The organism is Gordonia sp. 852002-50816_SCH5313054-c, from assembly GCF_001665925.1.
Classification (GTDB): Bacteria; Actinomycetota; Actinomycetes; order Mycobacteriales; family Mycobacteriaceae; genus Gordonia; species Gordonia jacobaea.
This window is the reverse complement of the sequence record NZ_LZTE01000051.1, coordinates 1-13,806: the sequence shown is the minus strand read 5'-3', so window position 1 is coordinate 13,806 and position 13,806 is coordinate 1. Positions and strand designations below refer to the sequence as shown.

The 13,806-nt window shown below is 63.3% G+C and carries 18 protein-coding genes and 1 tRNA gene; 8 read left to right on the top strand and 11 right to left on the bottom strand.

The genetic code is table 11. The features are described from left to right. Positions 1 to 4: 4 nt before the first annotated feature. Positions 5 to 448 (bottom strand): Fur family transcriptional regulator, encoded by a 444-nt coding sequence (locus A5788_RS11755; protein ID WP_156525506.1) that lies wholly within the window; start codon positions 446 to 448, stop codon positions 5 to 7. A 58-nt stretch (positions 449 to 506) separates the two neighbouring features. On the opposite strand from A5788_RS11755, the gene A5788_RS11750 reads away from it, so the two are divergent. The 3 genes from A5788_RS11750 (at position 507) to A5788_RS11740 (ending at position 2,843) form a co-directional block, all read left to right on the top strand. After that, positions 507 to 1,313, top strand: a complete 807-nt coding sequence (locus A5788_RS11750) for a GNAT family N-acetyltransferase (RefSeq protein ID WP_231894307.1) — start codon at positions 507 to 509, stop codon at positions 1,311 to 1,313. A 10-nt stretch (positions 1,314 to 1,323) separates the two neighbouring features. Then, positions 1,324 to 2,232 (top strand): hypothetical protein, encoded by a 909-nt coding sequence (locus A5788_RS11745; protein WP_064867620.1) that lies wholly within the window; start codon positions 1,324 to 1,326, stop codon positions 2,230 to 2,232. 540 nt (positions 2,233 to 2,772) lie between these two features. Further along, positions 2,773 to 2,843 (top strand) — tRNA-Cys (locus A5788_RS11740). 335 nt (positions 2,844 to 3,178) lie between these two features. Here A5788_RS11740 and A5788_RS11735 read toward each other — a convergent pair. Together A5788_RS11735 and A5788_RS11730 are read right to left on the bottom strand one after the other, a co-directional pair. After that, entirely contained in the window at positions 3,179 to 3,880 is a 702-nt protein-coding gene (locus A5788_RS11735) for a M24 family metallopeptidase (RefSeq protein WP_064867618.1), read from the bottom strand. Between the two features lie 63 nt (positions 3,881 to 3,943). Continuing rightward, entirely contained in the window at positions 3,944 to 4,564 is a 621-nt protein-coding gene (locus tag A5788_RS11730) for a LysE family transporter (protein WP_064867616.1), read from the bottom strand. 68 nt (positions 4,565 to 4,632) lie between these two features. On the opposite strand from A5788_RS11730, the gene A5788_RS11725 reads away from it, so the two are divergent. Next, complete coding sequence (locus A5788_RS11725; RefSeq protein WP_064867842.1) at positions 4,633 to 5,064, top strand: PPOX class F420-dependent oxidoreductase; 432 nt, start codon at positions 4,633 to 4,635, stop codon at positions 5,062 to 5,064. 21 nt (positions 5,065 to 5,085) lie between these two features. On the opposite strand, the gene A5788_RS11720 is transcribed toward A5788_RS11725, so the two are convergent. Further along, the gene (locus A5788_RS11720) at positions 5,086 to 5,598 is read right to left on the bottom strand and encodes an alpha/beta hydrolase (protein WP_064867614.1); all 513 of its coding nucleotides are present in this window, start codon (positions 5,596 to 5,598) and stop codon (positions 5,086 to 5,088) included. 175 nt (positions 5,599 to 5,773) lie between these two features. Beyond that, the gene (locus A5788_RS11715) at positions 5,774 to 7,306 is read right to left on the bottom strand and encodes an MFS transporter (protein WP_197494594.1); all 1,533 of its coding nucleotides are present in this window, start codon (positions 7,304 to 7,306) and stop codon (positions 5,774 to 5,776) included. A gap of 207 nt (positions 7,307 to 7,513) precedes the next feature. Here A5788_RS11715 and A5788_RS11710 point away from each other — a divergent pair, with 207 nt between their 5' ends. Next, on the top strand, positions 7,514 to 8,728 hold the full coding sequence (locus tag A5788_RS11710; RefSeq protein ID WP_064867612.1) for a DUF2235 domain-containing protein: 1,215 nt from the start codon (positions 7,514 to 7,516) through the stop codon (positions 8,726 to 8,728). On the opposite strand, the gene A5788_RS11705 is transcribed toward A5788_RS11710, so the two are convergent. Further along, the gene (locus tag A5788_RS11705; RefSeq protein ID WP_064867610.1) at positions 8,713 to 9,081 is read right to left on the bottom strand and encodes a VOC family protein; all 369 of its coding nucleotides are present in this window, start codon (positions 9,079 to 9,081) and stop codon (positions 8,713 to 8,715) included. The two genes, A5788_RS11710 and A5788_RS11705, sit on opposite strands and share 16 nt — an antisense overlap. A 62-nt stretch (positions 9,082 to 9,143) precedes the next feature. Between A5788_RS11705 and A5788_RS11700 the strand changes: the two genes are divergently transcribed. Continuing rightward, positions 9,144 to 9,599, top strand: coding sequence for a MarR family winged helix-turn-helix transcriptional regulator (locus A5788_RS11700; RefSeq protein ID WP_064867608.1), 456 nt, complete (start codon positions 9,144 to 9,146; stop codon positions 9,597 to 9,599). Between the two features lie 38 nt (positions 9,600 to 9,637). Here the strand turns inward: A5788_RS11700 and A5788_RS11695 are convergent, their stop codons facing one another. Beyond that, a complete protein-coding gene (locus A5788_RS11695; RefSeq protein WP_064867606.1) occupies positions 9,638 to 9,862 on the bottom strand; it encodes a hypothetical protein in 225 nt (74 codons plus the stop codon). Between the two features lie 44 nt (positions 9,863 to 9,906). Further along, complete coding sequence (locus A5788_RS11690; RefSeq protein ID WP_082938093.1) at positions 9,907 to 10,341, bottom strand: MarR family winged helix-turn-helix transcriptional regulator; 435 nt, start codon at positions 10,339 to 10,341, stop codon at positions 9,907 to 9,909. A 60-nt stretch (positions 10,342 to 10,401) separates the two neighbouring features. Between A5788_RS11690 and A5788_RS11685 the strand changes: the two genes are divergently transcribed. Then, positions 10,402 to 11,175, top strand: coding sequence for an SDR family oxidoreductase (locus A5788_RS11685; RefSeq protein WP_197494595.1), 774 nt, complete (start codon positions 10,402 to 10,404; stop codon positions 11,173 to 11,175). 183 nt (positions 11,176 to 11,358) lie between these two features. Here the strand turns inward: A5788_RS11685 and A5788_RS11680 are convergent, their stop codons facing one another. The 3 genes from A5788_RS11680 to A5788_RS11670 all read right to left on the bottom strand — a co-directional run bounded on the left by A5788_RS11680 (position 11,359) and on the right by A5788_RS11670 (position 12,890). Further along, positions 11,359 to 11,985 (bottom strand): maleylpyruvate isomerase family mycothiol-dependent enzyme, encoded by a 627-nt coding sequence (locus tag A5788_RS11680; RefSeq protein WP_082938094.1) that lies wholly within the window; start codon positions 11,983 to 11,985, stop codon positions 11,359 to 11,361. A 217-nt stretch (positions 11,986 to 12,202) separates the two neighbouring features. Beyond that, positions 12,203 to 12,631, bottom strand: coding sequence for a type II toxin-antitoxin system VapC family toxin (locus A5788_RS11675; RefSeq protein ID WP_064867602.1), 429 nt, complete (start codon positions 12,629 to 12,631; stop codon positions 12,203 to 12,205). After that, complete coding sequence (locus A5788_RS11670; protein ID WP_005206757.1) at positions 12,624 to 12,890, bottom strand: type II toxin-antitoxin system Phd/YefM family antitoxin; 267 nt, start codon at positions 12,888 to 12,890, stop codon at positions 12,624 to 12,626. The genes A5788_RS11675 and A5788_RS11670 overlap by 8 nt, the downstream gene beginning before the upstream one ends. 197 nt (positions 12,891 to 13,087) lie before the next feature. Here A5788_RS11670 and A5788_RS11665 point away from each other — a divergent pair, with 197 nt between their 5' ends. Next, the gene (locus A5788_RS11665; protein ID WP_064867600.1) at positions 13,088 to 13,651 is read left to right on the top strand and encodes a dihydrofolate reductase family protein; all 564 of its coding nucleotides are present in this window, start codon (positions 13,088 to 13,090) and stop codon (positions 13,649 to 13,651) included. The last annotated feature ends 155 nt before the right edge of the window (positions 13,652 to 13,806 follow it).

Below are 13,806 nucleotides of genomic sequence, written 5' to 3'. Positions count from 1 at the left end.
GTGATCACGAATGTGACCCCGGTGTGGACGTTGTGTTGCAGTCGGGGCATAGGCCCCAATAGATGACCTCGGCCTCGTCGAGCACAAAGCCGTTGTCGTCGGATGCCGTGAGGCACGGCGTTGTTCCCGCAGCGCAATCGACGTCGCCGATTGCGCCGCACGAACGGCACACGGTGTGGTGATGGTTGTCGCCGACTCGCGCCTCGTAGCGGGCGACGAGGCCGGAGGGCTGGATGCGTCGGACGAGTCCGGCGTCGGTCAGCGCACCGAGTACGTCGTAGACCGCCTGGCGTGAGACGTCGGGCAGTATCGTGCGTGTGGCGAGAAAAATGGTCTCCGTGTCGGCGTGCGCGTGCGTATTGACGGCCTGCAGCACCGCGACCCGCGGACGGGTCACTCGAAGTTCGGCTGCACGCAGTTGGTCTGCGTACTCCGGCGTGGGGGACACCTCGTCAGTATGCAACGCATTCTGGAATGATTCAGGATTTCTCTCAAACTGAGACGCCGTGATCGGCACGTCTCCGCTGTGGCACGCTTGTCTGGTGATGTGGACACCGGAGCGCGTGCGCGCTGAATCGATACGGTGGACGTCTTCCTGGCATCCGGTCGGCTCGCGCCATCTCGACATCGACGGCTACGAGTTCTATGTGCTCGACGGAACCGCCACGTTGCTGAACTACCACGGGACGCAACGTGATCCGATCGTCGTGCTCGATGAGGCCGCCGCCCATGCGAGGCGACTCGACGCCCGGCGTGTGCGATTCACGCGTGCGCCGGGACTGTTCGGGGGTGTCGATGACGCCGAACTAGAGCGACGTGATGCCACGACGATCGCGGTCCGCGACATCGTCGCGCTCAAGACAGCGGCAGAGATCGTCGACCGGATACCGACACCCGACGGAGTCGTCGCGCGCCGCGTCGACGACGATGCCGGAATCGCCGAGTTCGCCCGAATCTCCCTCGACGCCTGGGGTTTTCCGCCACCCATCCTCGACGACGCTGCTACGCGGGACGCCACGCCGCCCGGGCTGTTCGTGGCCGGAGTCGGTTCGCGCGACGGCCTGGAACCGGCCGGTGCGGGCGGCTACACGCTCGAGGGTGAGGTCGCTCGAATGTGGGGTGGCGCCGTCCTTCCCGCTCATCGGGGTCGCGGCGTTTATCGGGCGTTGATCGTCGCTCGACTTCACGATGCGCGACGTCGGGGAGCCTCGCTCGGGCTCGTGCATGCCGAGACCGCTACGTCGTCGCCGCTGTTGCAGCGCATGGGCTTTCGGAAGTTCGGCGAGCGAGCGATCATCGAGTTCGGCATCTGAGGGTTCGCTCGTGGACCTCGACGACGCTCTCGACGAGTTGTATGGTTGCGCACCAAGCGAATTCGTCTCACGTAGGCGCGAACTGACACGTTCGGCACGCGCGGCCGATGCTTCCGAGCTCGCCCTCGACATCTCGCGTGCGCGCAAGCCGACGCAGGTCGCCTGGCTGCTCAACCAGTGGATTCGACGTTCGCCGACCGATCTCGACCCCCTGCTCAGCGTTGCCGACGAACTCCGCGAGGCGCAGCGCCGCTCGTCGGCCGAACTCCTGCGGAAGCTGTCAACACGACGACGCGATGTGGTGCACACCGCGCTCGAGCACCTACGGTCGTTCGCGGCCGAGATCGGTGCGGGTATGAGCACGACGATCGAGCGAGAGGCTGTCCAGACACTGCGTGCGGCGATCGGCGACGAACAGGTGGCCGAATTGTTGCGTCGCGGTCGGCTGGTCACCGCGATGGAGTACAGCGGCTTCGGCCCGGCCGGGCTGGTGGCACTCGCAGATTCGCCGGCACCCGCCGACGAGGCGACCGCAGGGATGCCCGAACCCTCGTCCAGTGCTGACAAGGGTTCGACGGCCACACGCGAAGCGGAGATCGACGCTGCCAGAGCACTTCTCGATCGACACGCTGCCGACGTCGACTCGGCGACCGTCGAACTCGATAGCGCGCAACGCAGCGTCGACGATGCCGAGCGCACCGCTGCCGATCTCGAGGACCGAGTCGCACGGGTGCGCGCGGAACTGGATCGTGCTGAACAGGAGCAGCGCTTCGCGCAGCGCGCGGCGGAGACGGCGCGGTCCCGGCGTGACGAAGCCGCGACCGCTCTGGAGGCGGCATCCGACGCGCGATCGCGCGCACAGCAGCGTCTCGATGATCTGCGTCTCGACGATCTTTCGGGCGACGCCGATCGGGACTGAGGAGTGCCGCTCAATGTCGGTGTTCTCGGACTCGGCGGAAAAGCTGTTGTGCGTCGTAGCCGGACCGCTTAGAGTCGCTACTCGCACTGCTCGACGACGACAACCCAAGTGGTGCAGGACGTTTGACAACTACATCGACATACGAATGCGGCATGGCGCATAAGCCGGAGTGATCCGGTGAAAGGCGGGGTGACATCCGTCGCCGGGAGAAGTTCCGGTACCCCATGCACTCCGAGCCGGAACCTTCACCCCAGGGTGGAGGCAACGTCGAAGCGATCTGACGGTGAGAGCCGGGAGAGCCGATCGGTGACCCGACATCTGCCAGGTGTGGTCAGTAGCGACGAATGTTGCGGTGAGGGAAGGAATTTCAGTCCGAGATGGTTCAGTCGAGGGCGTATTCCATGACTGTGGAGGCGGGGCGTGGCAGCTTCGCCGAGACAGGAGAGATCGAGTAGGACCGACATCCGAAAGGTCGAGGGTGTGCGGCATTCTGGGCCCAAAAGGCCTGGAACCGCACGGAAGAGCACATCCTCAGTCAACGCGACACTAGCTCAATTGGCAGAGCGGTCATTTGCAGAATGGCAGGTTGCTGGTTCAAGTCCAGCGTGGCTACCACCACACAAGCGAAAGCCTCTTCCCGACGACATCGCGACAGTGTCCTAATCCCTGACGTCGCACGACGAATCAGGGCGACATTCGAGCCCGCAAGGCCCGAGTGACGTTCACGCGCCAGTAGCGGTAGCGGAGAGACCGGCCAGTCTCTCTTCGACGTGACAGCGGTGGAGAAGCGGTCGTCGATACGCGTGGTGCCACGACACGGCACCGGACATGGTGAATACCGTCGAGAGGCGGTGGATACGCCGCAAACCCCCTGCAGGGAATACAGCGCGCAAAAGGTCACCGGCAGTGGGGAAGTAGTCTCATTCCCCGCACACACAATCTCTTCTCACGGAAGGTCGAGGAGTTCCTCGTAGAAGCCACCGAATCGACGGTCGGGTTCGACGAGATGCACCTCGAGAATCCAATGGCACACACGCCCCGACGGATCCAGGCGACGCATGGGACCCGACGAACCTGGTGCCACATAACTCTCGATCTCGTCGCCGGAGATCTTCTCGTGCGGGAACTCGCCGACGAGGTGTCCGGCGATCTCGCCACCGAAATGCCATCCGGCTTCCTCGCTGAGTTCGACGACGCGGTCGAACAATTCGGCCCCGGTGATCTCGGGGTGTGCACGAAAGTAGGCGCGGCCTGCATCCCAGATTCGGGGCAGGTCGTCGGCGAGGCGTCGTTTGAGCGCGTCGTCGCCCAAGACGAAGGTGCGGCCGAAATCGGCTTCCCACTCTTCGAAGATCGGGCCGAAGTCGAGGAACAGGATGTCGTCGTCGGCGATGATCCGGTCCGGCGGGTTGGCGCGGAAGGTCTCCAGGGTGTTCTCGCCGGCGCGGACGATTCGTTTGTGCCAGTGACGCGTGACGCCGAACATCTCGGCGGCCAGGTCACGGATCTCGTCGGAGAGTGCGCGCTCGCCGATTCCCGCGCGGATCATGCCGCGCCGCTCCACCTCGTCGAAGAGTCGTTCAGCCTTGGTCTGCGCGTCGAGGAGGCTGTCGACGCGTGCGCGATCGTCGAGCTCGGGCGATGACATGGTGACTCCTCCAATGGTGCTGGTAACCGTGAGGCCTTCGATCCCTCTGGCCTTCGAACATGGTCACACAAGCGCGAGCATGACGCCCACGGCGACGAACAGAACGCCGAACACACGGTTGAGGCGACGCTGGCCCTGTTCGGTCCTCGTGACACGCGCGAATCCCCGTGCTATCAGGGCGAAGAAGAACCACATCACGGATATGTCGACGACCACCATCGTCACTCCGATGACCACGTACTGGATCAGCTGCGGATCGTTCGGGCGCACGAATCCGGGGATGAACGCGAGCAAGAAGACGATCGCCTTCGGGTTCAGCAGGTTGACCCAGAGTCCTCGGGTGAACATCGACGCAGCCGATTCGTTCTGGACGGATTCGTTTTCCTCGTCGGACATGTCGGGGCGTCGGAAGAACTGTCGGATTCCGAGGTAGATGAGGTAGGCCGCGCCGGTGTACCTGATGACCTCGAAGGCGGTGTGGGATCGGGAGATGACGACGCCGAGTCCCGCGGCGACGATGAGCAATTGGATGAGCAGCGCGACCTGTTGGCCGAGTACGCCCCAGAACGCACGTCGGAATCCGACATTCATGGCGTTGCTCATCGTGTTGATCGCGCCGGCTCCCGGGGTGAAGCTGATCAGCACGCACGCAGTCAGCAGCGCCGCCCAGGTCGAGAAAGTCACCTGCAGAGGGTAGTGGTGCGTCGACACCGCACGGGAATGCCCCCGGCGTGGTGACGGTTGCCACAACCATGACTGACGAGCAGTACGACCCCCGTGACCTGATCGCCGACACGTCGATCGCCATCCTCGCCACGATCAAGGCGAACGGACTTCCTCAACTCTCACCGGTCACCTCGGTGTACGACCGTGAGGCCGACACGATCTACGTATCCATGACCGACGGACGTGCGAAAACCAGGAATCTCCGCCGAGATCCGCGAGCCGCCATCGAATACACCAGCGCCGACGGCTTTACGTGGACGACGGCCGAGGGAACCGCCGAGCTGATCGGTCCGTCGAGCGATCCGGACGGTCCGGAGGTCGACGCGTTGGTCGACTACTACCGCCTCGGTGCGGGGGAGCATCCGGACTGGGCCGAGTACCGCGAGGTGATGGTGAGCGACCGTCGCGTGCTGCTCAAGCTGGCTGTTACACGGGTGTACGGCGCCAAACTGCGCTGAGCGGTGGTCGGGTGATGGACGTCAACTGTGCGCACGAATGTCGGCGGCGACGAGCGAGGCGCATCCGTCGAATTGATGTCCACCTACTTCGTGGAGGCGAACGTCTGCTGACGGCAGGAGCCGCTGGTTGAGCGCCACATGGCTGACGGGGACGACGTCGTCGTCCTCGCAGTGATGCAGGAAGAGAGTCGTTGTCGGTTCCGGACCGCTGACGTCGTAGTCGGCGACCGCCCAGCCTTGATCGCCCCAGTTCGGCATCGCCAGTAGAAACGCGCGCGGCGGAGGTGTCGCCATGGTGCTCAACAGAGCGAGCAACATCGACGCACCGAACGAGTGGGCCACGAGCACATCGGATGCAGTCAGCCCGTCGACGTGGGGGCGTATCGCCGACGTCCAAGCCGAGACGGACATGTCCTCGTCGGGTAGCTCCGGCATCGAGACGTGCGCGTCGAGTTCGCTTCCCAGCGCGACGGCAAGCGGCTGATCGTCGTGAAATCCGCCCGCTCCGTGCAGGAACAACATCTCGGTGGCCATCTCGTGTCCCTCTGTGTCGACGCCGGTTCTCGAAGGTTGTGACTCAGCGCCGCGTCGGAACTCATCGGTCCTGGGTGCGTCGGCCGTGAGTTGGTTGGCAATTACGTGCGTTCGGCGGCGACGGGAGCCTGCTGGTGCAGGCCCCCGTCGTCCGGCAGTGAAATCAGGCGAGACGTTACGCGACCACCGGTTCGAGGTCAGTTGCGTCGGACGTCGTGGTCGAGGTGCGCAAGGCCTGGGCGATCACGCCACCCACCACGATGAACCCGATCATGACGATCAGTGACGCGCGGTAGGCGGACTCGAGACCCGACGATTCTCCTACCGACGTATACACGGTTCCGACGACCGCGGCGCCGAACGCCACCGCGAGTGCCTGGGCGGTGTTGAAGACCCCGGACGCCGCGCCTGCGAGGCGAACCGGAACGTCGTTGAGTACCAGCAGCCCGGCCGAGCCGACGATTCCGCCGAAGCCGAGACCCGCGACGGTCAGAGCCGCGGCAAACCACAGCGCGGGATGCGCCGATTGCTCGGCGAAGGCCATCAGCAGCATGCCGACGATGAACACCGCACCTCCGACCTGCAGAACCCGCTTACCGAATCGTGCGACGAGCACCGTCGCGGCGAGACCAGCCGAGATCGGCACCGCGAGCGAGAACGGAATCCACATGAGACCCGCGTGAAGTACCGACCATCCGAGCGCTAGCTGGACGTGCAGTGACTGGACCAGGAAGTATCCGCCGGTGGGGACCATCAACGCCGTGAATGCCGCGAGCCCGACCGAAAATGATCGAGTGGCGAACAGGGTCGGCGGGACCATGGGTTCGATGCCACGTCGAGCCGAACGCACCTGTCGGAGTCCGAACAACCAGAGCCCGGCGACACCAGCAACCATCACGACGAATCCCCAAGCCGGCCAATTGTTTTCAGGTCCGAGTGTGATCGGAAGCATGATCGCCGCCAACGAGCCGCCGAGGAGCAGCGCCGTACCGGCTGTGATGGGTGTCTTGATCGCCGAGCGTGACTCGGGAATGAAGGCGATCGCCGCCGCGATAGCGAGCACTGCCAGCGGCACATTGATCAGGAACACCGGTCGCCACGACAACCCGAACCAATCGCCGTTGGTGATCACAGCCCCCAGGATGGGGCCGGTGACCGCCGCGAGACCGATGACCGACGTGAACATGCCCATCGCCTTCCCGCGCTCGGCCGGTGGATACAGCACCTGGATGTTGCTGAGCACCTGCGGCACCATCAGTGCTGCTGCCACTCCTTGGATGAGGCGGAAGACGACGAGTTCGGTGGGACCGGTCGCGAGTCCGCATGCCAGAGAAGCGAGTCCGAACGCGGCAAGACCGGCGACGAAGAGCTTACGTCGGCCGAAGTTGTCGCCGAGCCGTGCGCCGAGGATCAGGCCAACGGCGTAGGTGAGTGGATAGCCCGCGACGATCCACTGCAGACTCACTGCGGACGCGCCGAGGTCGACCTGCATCGTGCGCAGCGCGACGTTGACGACGGTTGCGTCCATGAGCTCCATGAACGACGCCGCGAGCAAGCAGATCAGCGCGATGGTTCGTGCCTTGCCTCCGATGCTCGGCGTGGCGTCGGAAGGTGTTGTGGAAGGCGACGATTCAGGTGAACGTCGAGTGGTGCCAGGGGAGGCGTCGACGACTTTGTCGTCGGCGGGCTCGAGTGGTGCTGTCGTCATCAGGTGCTCCTGGGTGGCGGGTTGATCTGACAACGGCGACGTTATGAGGGATAGCGGACACATCCGGTCCTCGATGAATCGGGTTCCGTCTTCTTTCTCATCGGCGTCGATCCGGCCCGACTACGCAGGCTTGATCGGCTGACCGGAACGCAAACGCGTACCGTGCTACCCGTGTGGGCGCGTAGGCAGTGCCTTAGCGTCGACATCATGACCAAGAATCTCGTGGTGTGCTGTGACGGGACGTGGAAGAACTCCGACGATCGCTACGTCTCGAACGTCGAGAAGATCGCGCGTTCGATTGCACCCCGCGGCTTCGACGGCGAGACCCAGATCGTGCATTACGCGCGCGGCGTCGGGTCAACAGGCAGTTGGATAGAACGTATCGTTGCCGGCGCATTCGGCGTGGGCCTCGACGACGCGATCGTCGACTGCTATCGATTCCTCGCGCTGAACTACGAACCTGGCGACCGCATCTTTGTGTTCGGATTCAGTCGCGGCGCATACACGGCCAGGAGTCTGTGCGGCATGATCGCGCATGTCGGACTGCTCACCCCGATGGGGGTCGCGGAGGGACAGTTGCCCACAGCGATGGACCTCTACCGCAACAGACCGCGCGCGAAGAGTTCCACCGAGACTCCTCCCGCCGATCCCGCGCACCAGCGTGCGCTTGCGGCCATCGACAAGCACACCCACCGGCGTGGCGAGGTACGCATCGAATTCCTCGGGGTGTTCGACACTGTTGGCGCCCTGGGCGTTCCGGGAATCGCGCGCGCGAAGTACACGTTCCACGACGTGACGCTCTCGCCGATGGTGAAGACCGCCAGGCAAGCGCTGGCGATCGCCGAGCGTCGACGAGTCTTCGCGCCGTGCCTCTGGGGAGGTCGGCACGCCGACATCAGCCAGGTCTGGTTCGACGGCGTGCACAGCGACGTCGGGGGAGGGTACGAGAATTGCTACTACTCCGACAAATCGTTGCTGTGGATGGCATCTGAGGCAACGGCTCGTGATGAACGACGCTCCGGTGTGGCCATTGACTGGAAACGGTTGGGTACCACTCTATGTCGCGACGACGAGAGCGTGACCGAGCACAATTCCCTGTCGTTCGCCTACCGGATCAGCAACGTGTTCAGCGCGCTACACGAGTCGATACGCCGCAAGGTTGCACCGTACGTTCCGCTCTTCGTTGGCGGGTGGCGCAACTTCGCACCTACCGTCGCGGTGCCTGGACTGGGCTATGCGCCCGCATGTGATGTGAGCGTGGAACGGTCTGCCATTAGGCGTGCCGCGAATCCTAATTTGACGCCGTGGTTCGACGGACTGGGTGCGTCGCCCGCCGAGCGGGAGAAATTCGTCGTTGCCGCAGTTACTCTCGCATCGGCGAGCAGACAGAACCAGGTGGGCGCGGTTCAAGCGCGATCGTGAAGAGTGATGTGATAGCCGTCGGGGTCGGCGAATGCGAATGTCCGCCCGAATGGGCCGTCGATCGGTTCTGACACGATCGTGTATCCGTCCGCGACAAGGGCGTCGTGGATCTCCTGCACACCGGTGGCGTGAAGCCAGATTGCTGCACCGATACCGGGTTGCGCGGCGGCGTCGAGGTCTGTGCCGGGAATCAGATCACGAAGGGCGAAGGCGATCGGCTTGGTGTCGAACACGACCGCGTGCGGTGGCCCGGCCGGCGCGCGGACGAGGCCAAGATACTTCTCGTAGAACGCTTGGGACGCTTCTAGGTTGCGGGTTTGCAGGGAGATGAAGTCGGGGCCGCTGACGGGCATGTTTTCCTCCGGGATTGAATGTCAACTTACTGACATCGGCCAATGTATGTCAGTATGTTGACATGAGTCAAGACGGAAGCGGCGCCGAACGGCAGACCGTCGAGCTAGAGACCTCTGTGGGGTATGCCCTCAAGGAGGTGGCAAGTGCGCTCCGAGCGGCGATGGAGGACGTTCTCCGACCGCTCGGACTGAGCGTGACCCAGTACTCGTGTCTTGAACTGCTTGCGCAGCGGCCTGGTCTGTCGAACTCCGAACTGGCCCGCGGCACGTTCATCACACGTCAAGCGATGAATGTCCTACTGCAAGGACTGGAACGGGATGGCTTCGTCAGCAGACCCGACGCCGCGCCTGTGGGCAGGGTGCTTCCTGCACGGCTCACGCCCCGCGGGCGCCGCAAGCTCGAGAAGGCTTCTGCAGCAGTGCGTTCGGTGGAGGAGCGGATGCTCTCAGGCCTCAGCGACGTCGAACAGGCGTCGCTGTTACGGGCCCTCCAACAGATGAGCCGGTCGCTTCGCTGACGCATCGATTGTGTTGCTTCGCCGACGATTTCGTGGAACTACCGCACCAGCAGCCAGATGAACCGCATGAAGACAACTGAGAACCCGAGAACGGCGGTGGCGACGAGCCAGCGTCGAGCAAGGCGATCCCGGGTGATGTTGTCGCGCTTGGGGTTTTCGTGAAGGTAAACGTAGGCGGCGGCGAGTGCACAGCCGGACGCGGCCACGCCGAGGGCGATGCTGATGATCAGCATCACGGTGCTTGCTGCGTCGAGTGGTGGCATGTGGGGTCAACTGTAGTAGCCCATGGATGCTCGGTTGATGGGTCTCATTCGCGGGTCAAGGAGTCGATCACCCTCCAGAATGCGTCGGCGTCTTTGGCCTCGATTCGGTCGAACAGATGTGTTCGCACAGCTCGTGAATGCGCGTGACGGGCGCGAACCACCTGAGACTGTCCTGCCTCGGTGGTGCCAATCGTCCGAACCCCTTGTACCACATCGCGAGTGAGTAGTCCTCGGTCGACCATTCGTGAGACTTGCCGAGAGAGCCTGCTGCGCTCCCATCCCAACAACTCCGCGAGGCGCGCTTGCTGAATGCGGTTACCGTCGGACTCGGCTACCCGGGTCAGAACAGAGAAATCGGCTCCCGACAGCCCTGTCTCCGCGGTGATCTGGTTGACCGTTGACGACCACACCCGGTCGGCGGCCCGTTTCCACTGTTGCCAGTGCAGCAGTTCGGTGTCGTTCAATCGCGATGTCGTCATTCGCCGGACTATACGAAGGACGATGTTGACATGTCAACTGACTGGATGCACCATGTTGACATGTCAACATCAAGATCGGTTCTGATTACGGGCGGCAGTGCCGGTATCGGATTGGCGCTTGCGCAGCGGTACGCCGAGCGGGGCGACCGCGTCATGGTGACTGGTCGATCCGCCGACGCACTGCGCCACGCGGCGCAGGGGAACCCCGGACTCGAGACCGTCGTCAGTGACATCTCTGCGCCGATCGATCGGGAGCGGCTTGCCGCACACGTTCTCGCCGAGATGCCCGAGATCGATATGCTCGTCAACAATGCGGGCGTTCAGCGCCGGGTGCCTCTTGCGGTCGACGACGCTCCCTGGCATCAACGACAAGTGGAAATCGACACGCTGCTCGCGGGTCCGATTCACCTGAACGCGTTACTCGCACCTGTCCTGGTGGGGCACTCCCGACCGTCGGTGATCGTCAACGTCACTTCGGGTGGTGCGCTCATCCCTCAGCCGTTTGCTCCTGTCTACAGCGCTTGTAAGGCCGCGATGCACAGTTACACGATCAATCTTCGTTTTGCCTTGCGTCACACAAGGGTTAGGGTCGTCGAGGTCATCCCGCCGGCGGTGGCAACTCGGTTGGCGGGACCCGGACACGTACACGGCGCGCCGGTGGAGGATTTCGTCGATGCCGTGTTCGACGCACTCGTTGAAGGGCGCCTCGACGAAATCGGCTACGGCGCCACCGATTCGCCAGCCGTGCTGAGACGTCGCGAGATGGATCGGGAGATGTTTGACGCCGCGTCGACGAGGGTTCCGGTGGCGGACTATTCGATTCGTCCTCGCTAGGTGGCCGTGTGCCAAGTAAATGCGTATGGCCACGGGAGAGGCGCGAGGCAGTACCGTCGCCGCGATAGCCTCAGCCACCACGACATTGCTGTCGACGCTGACCGCCTCAATGGCCCTGCAACACAGTGCAATAGGTGACGGCCTATTTGCACCGGCGTATTCGAATGGTCCACCATCAGCGTGCTACGCGCCCAGAAGACTCACGCCGTCACCGGACAACTCTTCGACGACACCGCGTCGTCCGGTGATAGCGAGCATCAGCGTGTCCGCCGTCCCTTGGACGGTCGGTCCGTCGCCGTGACTCCAGTCGATATCGGTGGCTTCCCATCGCACCGCAGCAGCGGAATGCGCAAACGCGTCGCGCCCGCGGAGACCAGTGACGTGATCGAGAACGACGACGCGACGGTCGTCGGGCGAACTGCGTGCAATACCCAAGGGGCGACAGATATCGAGCGCATGCACGACGATGTCGGTCAGGGGAGCAGCGGGACCCCGGCCAGGCGGCGTGAAACGCTTGTCGGCGCGGTCACGGAGGAGTGAGACCAGCTCACTGCCGTGCTGGCGTACCACCATGTCGGTCATCATTTTGTTGGCCTCGTCGAAATTGCCGCGGGCGCGAAGCATGAGAACACCGAAACGCCACATCGGAACCACCAACGGTGCCACGAGATGCGCTGCGACGTCGCGGACGGTCCACTCGCCACATAGCGACGCGTGATCCCACTGAGCAGGTGTCAGTGTCTCCAATGTGTTTGCGAGCGAGCGTCGTTCATCGGCGATGGCCTCGAAGGTCTCGTCGTCTGACATCATCGCCGTACCTCCGGACTCACGACTGGTCGAGGGTGTCCCAGCGCCGTGGAGGGAGCGTACCGCCGGAGCGGGGTGTGAGAGGGGCAGTCAGGACGAAAGGAGCCGTCGATCGATCTGATGATGCACGAGGTGGGTTACCGGTAACCCTGCATATTCGGTTGTTGCATATTGTCTGGACCCTGTCGATGAGAGACTCGAGCTGAGGTCAGCTCTCAGCTCAGGGGCGGCTCACGGGTATGACGCGAACAATGCCGTCCAAGCCTTCGAAGTCGTTGGGGTTGGTGGTGTAGAGGGGAAGCCTGGCTGCGGTCGAAACAGATGCGATCATGAGGTCCGCCAGTCGTCTCCGCGGCGTTCTTCCGCGAGCTTGGACCGCGGCGCTGATGCGGCCGAATGCGCGAGCAGCATCAGTGCCGAACGGTAAGGGGTCGAACTCGTTCTCGACGCGCTGGAGAACATCCGCGCGGCGTGCGCGTTCGTCGGAGGCCTGTGGGTCGTCGCCAGTTACCAGGTGTACGCCTGCGGAGAGCTCAGCCAGGGTGATCGCACTAATTGCCATCTCGTCCGGCAGTTCCGCAGGCTCGATTGCGTGGCGAAGAATCAAGATGCTGGTGTCGAGTAACCCCCGCCGTACTTCGTCAGGCATACGGGTCGCTCAAAGTTTCGTCATATACGCGGTCCTGATCAGACCGGAACTTCTCCACATCAATCAATGGAGCCGACACCGAGCCGCGGGCGAACTCTGTGCGGGAAACAAAGCTGCGTCGTCGACGTAGGGGGACGAGTTCTCCTATCCCACGGCCGTCGCGGGTCACCGTAAAGGAATCACCGGACTCCACCGCGTCCATGATCTCTTTGGAACGCATGCGGAGGTCGCGTTGGCTTACCTCGCGCGGCACACTCATGTGCTACATGGTAGCACGGAATGGCACGAAGTAGAGGCCGTAGCGAACGTCGTCGAGGGCGGGGCGCTCGGTGGCGGCTCGTGGAACTCGAACGGTAGCTTGGCGATGAGTTTCGGCAGTGGTTGTGGTCAACAATCACGCAAAGCCGTTCCACCCCGGAGCGGCGGTTAGCCGTTCATCACCAGTCCAGGAGAGTCATGCGCACACTCATCGTCTCAGCTTTCGTTTCACTCGATGGAGTCATGGAGGCCCCTGGTGGGGAGCCCGGGTACCGCAACTCGGGTTGGACGTTCAAGGATGTCGCTTTCGATCCGGCGGCGTATGAACTCAAGGGCCGCGAGCAGCACGAAACAGCTGCCTTGCTGTTAGGGCGCCGATCGTATGAGGCGTTCGCGCCGGTCTGGCCCACAATGGACGAATTCGCGGGGTACAACTCGATGCCCCGCTACGTGGTGTCAACGACTCTCGACGGTGACGACAAGCGGTGGCCGGCGACGGTGCTGCGCTCAATCGACGAGGTGCGCCGACTCAAGGAGGGTGACGGTGGCCCGATTGCGGTGCACGGCAGCGCCACGTTGGGTGCCGCGCTGGCCGACGCCGGTCTAGTGGACCGATACCACCTACTGGTGTTTCCGCTCCTTCTCGGCGCCGGAAAACGGCTGTTCAGCCGGACCGATAAAGACGCAACCAAGCTCGTCCTAGTCGAACATGAGGTCTACAACAACGGAATTCAAAAACAAGTTCTCGACGTCCAACGTTAACGCCTGCGATGTCGGGGTGGACCGACGATCCGGCGCTGCTCTCGAACCGCGCGTTTCGGTGCTACTGGTAATCCTGCATATTCGATCGCTGCATATTCGCACCCAGGTGCACAGCCTGGCCGCGCGGCAGCGTTGTATTCAATAGCGAGGCGCGG

Excerpts from the sequence above, each read along its gene's own strand:
- A5788_RS11685 (WP_197494595.1), top strand. The coding sequence starts at position 10,402 with ATGTCAACATCAAGATCGGTTCTGATTACGGGCGGCAGTGCCGGTATC.
- A5788_RS11665 (WP_064867600.1), top strand. The coding sequence starts at position 13,088 with ATGCGCACACTCATCGTCTCAGCTTTCGTTTCACTCGATGGAGTCATG.
- A5788_RS11690 (WP_082938093.1), bottom strand. The coding sequence starts at position 10,341 with ATGACGACATCGCGATTGAACGACACCGAACTGCTGCACTGGCAACAG.
- A5788_RS11735 (WP_064867618.1), bottom strand. The coding sequence starts at position 3,880 with ATGTCATCGCCCGAGCTCGACGATCGCGCACGCGTCGACAGCCTCCTC.
- A5788_RS11680 (WP_082938094.1), bottom strand. The coding sequence starts at position 11,985 with ATGATGTCAGACGACGAGACCTTCGAGGCCATCGCCGATGAACGACGC.
- A5788_RS11715 (WP_197494594.1), bottom strand. The coding sequence starts at position 7,306 with ATGACGACAGCACCACTCGAGCCCGCCGACGACAAAGTCGTCGACGCC.
- A5788_RS11705 (WP_064867610.1), bottom strand. The coding sequence starts at position 9,081 with ATGCCCGTCAGCGGCCCCGACTTCATCTCCCTGCAAACCCGCAACCTA.
- A5788_RS11710 (WP_064867612.1), top strand. The coding sequence starts at position 7,514 with ATGACCAAGAATCTCGTGGTGTGCTGTGACGGGACGTGGAAGAACTCC.
- A5788_RS11720 (WP_064867614.1), bottom strand. The coding sequence starts at position 5,598 with ATGGCCACCGAGATGTTGTTCCTGCACGGAGCGGGCGGATTTCACGAC.
- A5788_RS11700 (WP_064867608.1), top strand. The coding sequence starts at position 9,144 with ATGAGTCAAGACGGAAGCGGCGCCGAACGGCAGACCGTCGAGCTAGAG.
- A5788_RS11670 (WP_005206757.1), bottom strand. The coding sequence starts at position 12,890 with ATGAGTGTGCCGCGCGAGGTAAGCCAACGCGACCTCCGCATGCGTTCC.
- A5788_RS11675 (WP_064867602.1), bottom strand. The coding sequence starts at position 12,631 with ATGCCTGACGAAGTACGGCGGGGGTTACTCGACACCAGCATCTTGATT.
- A5788_RS11725 (WP_064867842.1), top strand. The coding sequence starts at position 4,633 with ATGACTGACGAGCAGTACGACCCCCGTGACCTGATCGCCGACACGTCG.
- A5788_RS11695 (WP_064867606.1), bottom strand. The coding sequence starts at position 9,862 with ATGCCACCACTCGACGCAGCAAGCACCGTGATGCTGATCATCAGCATC.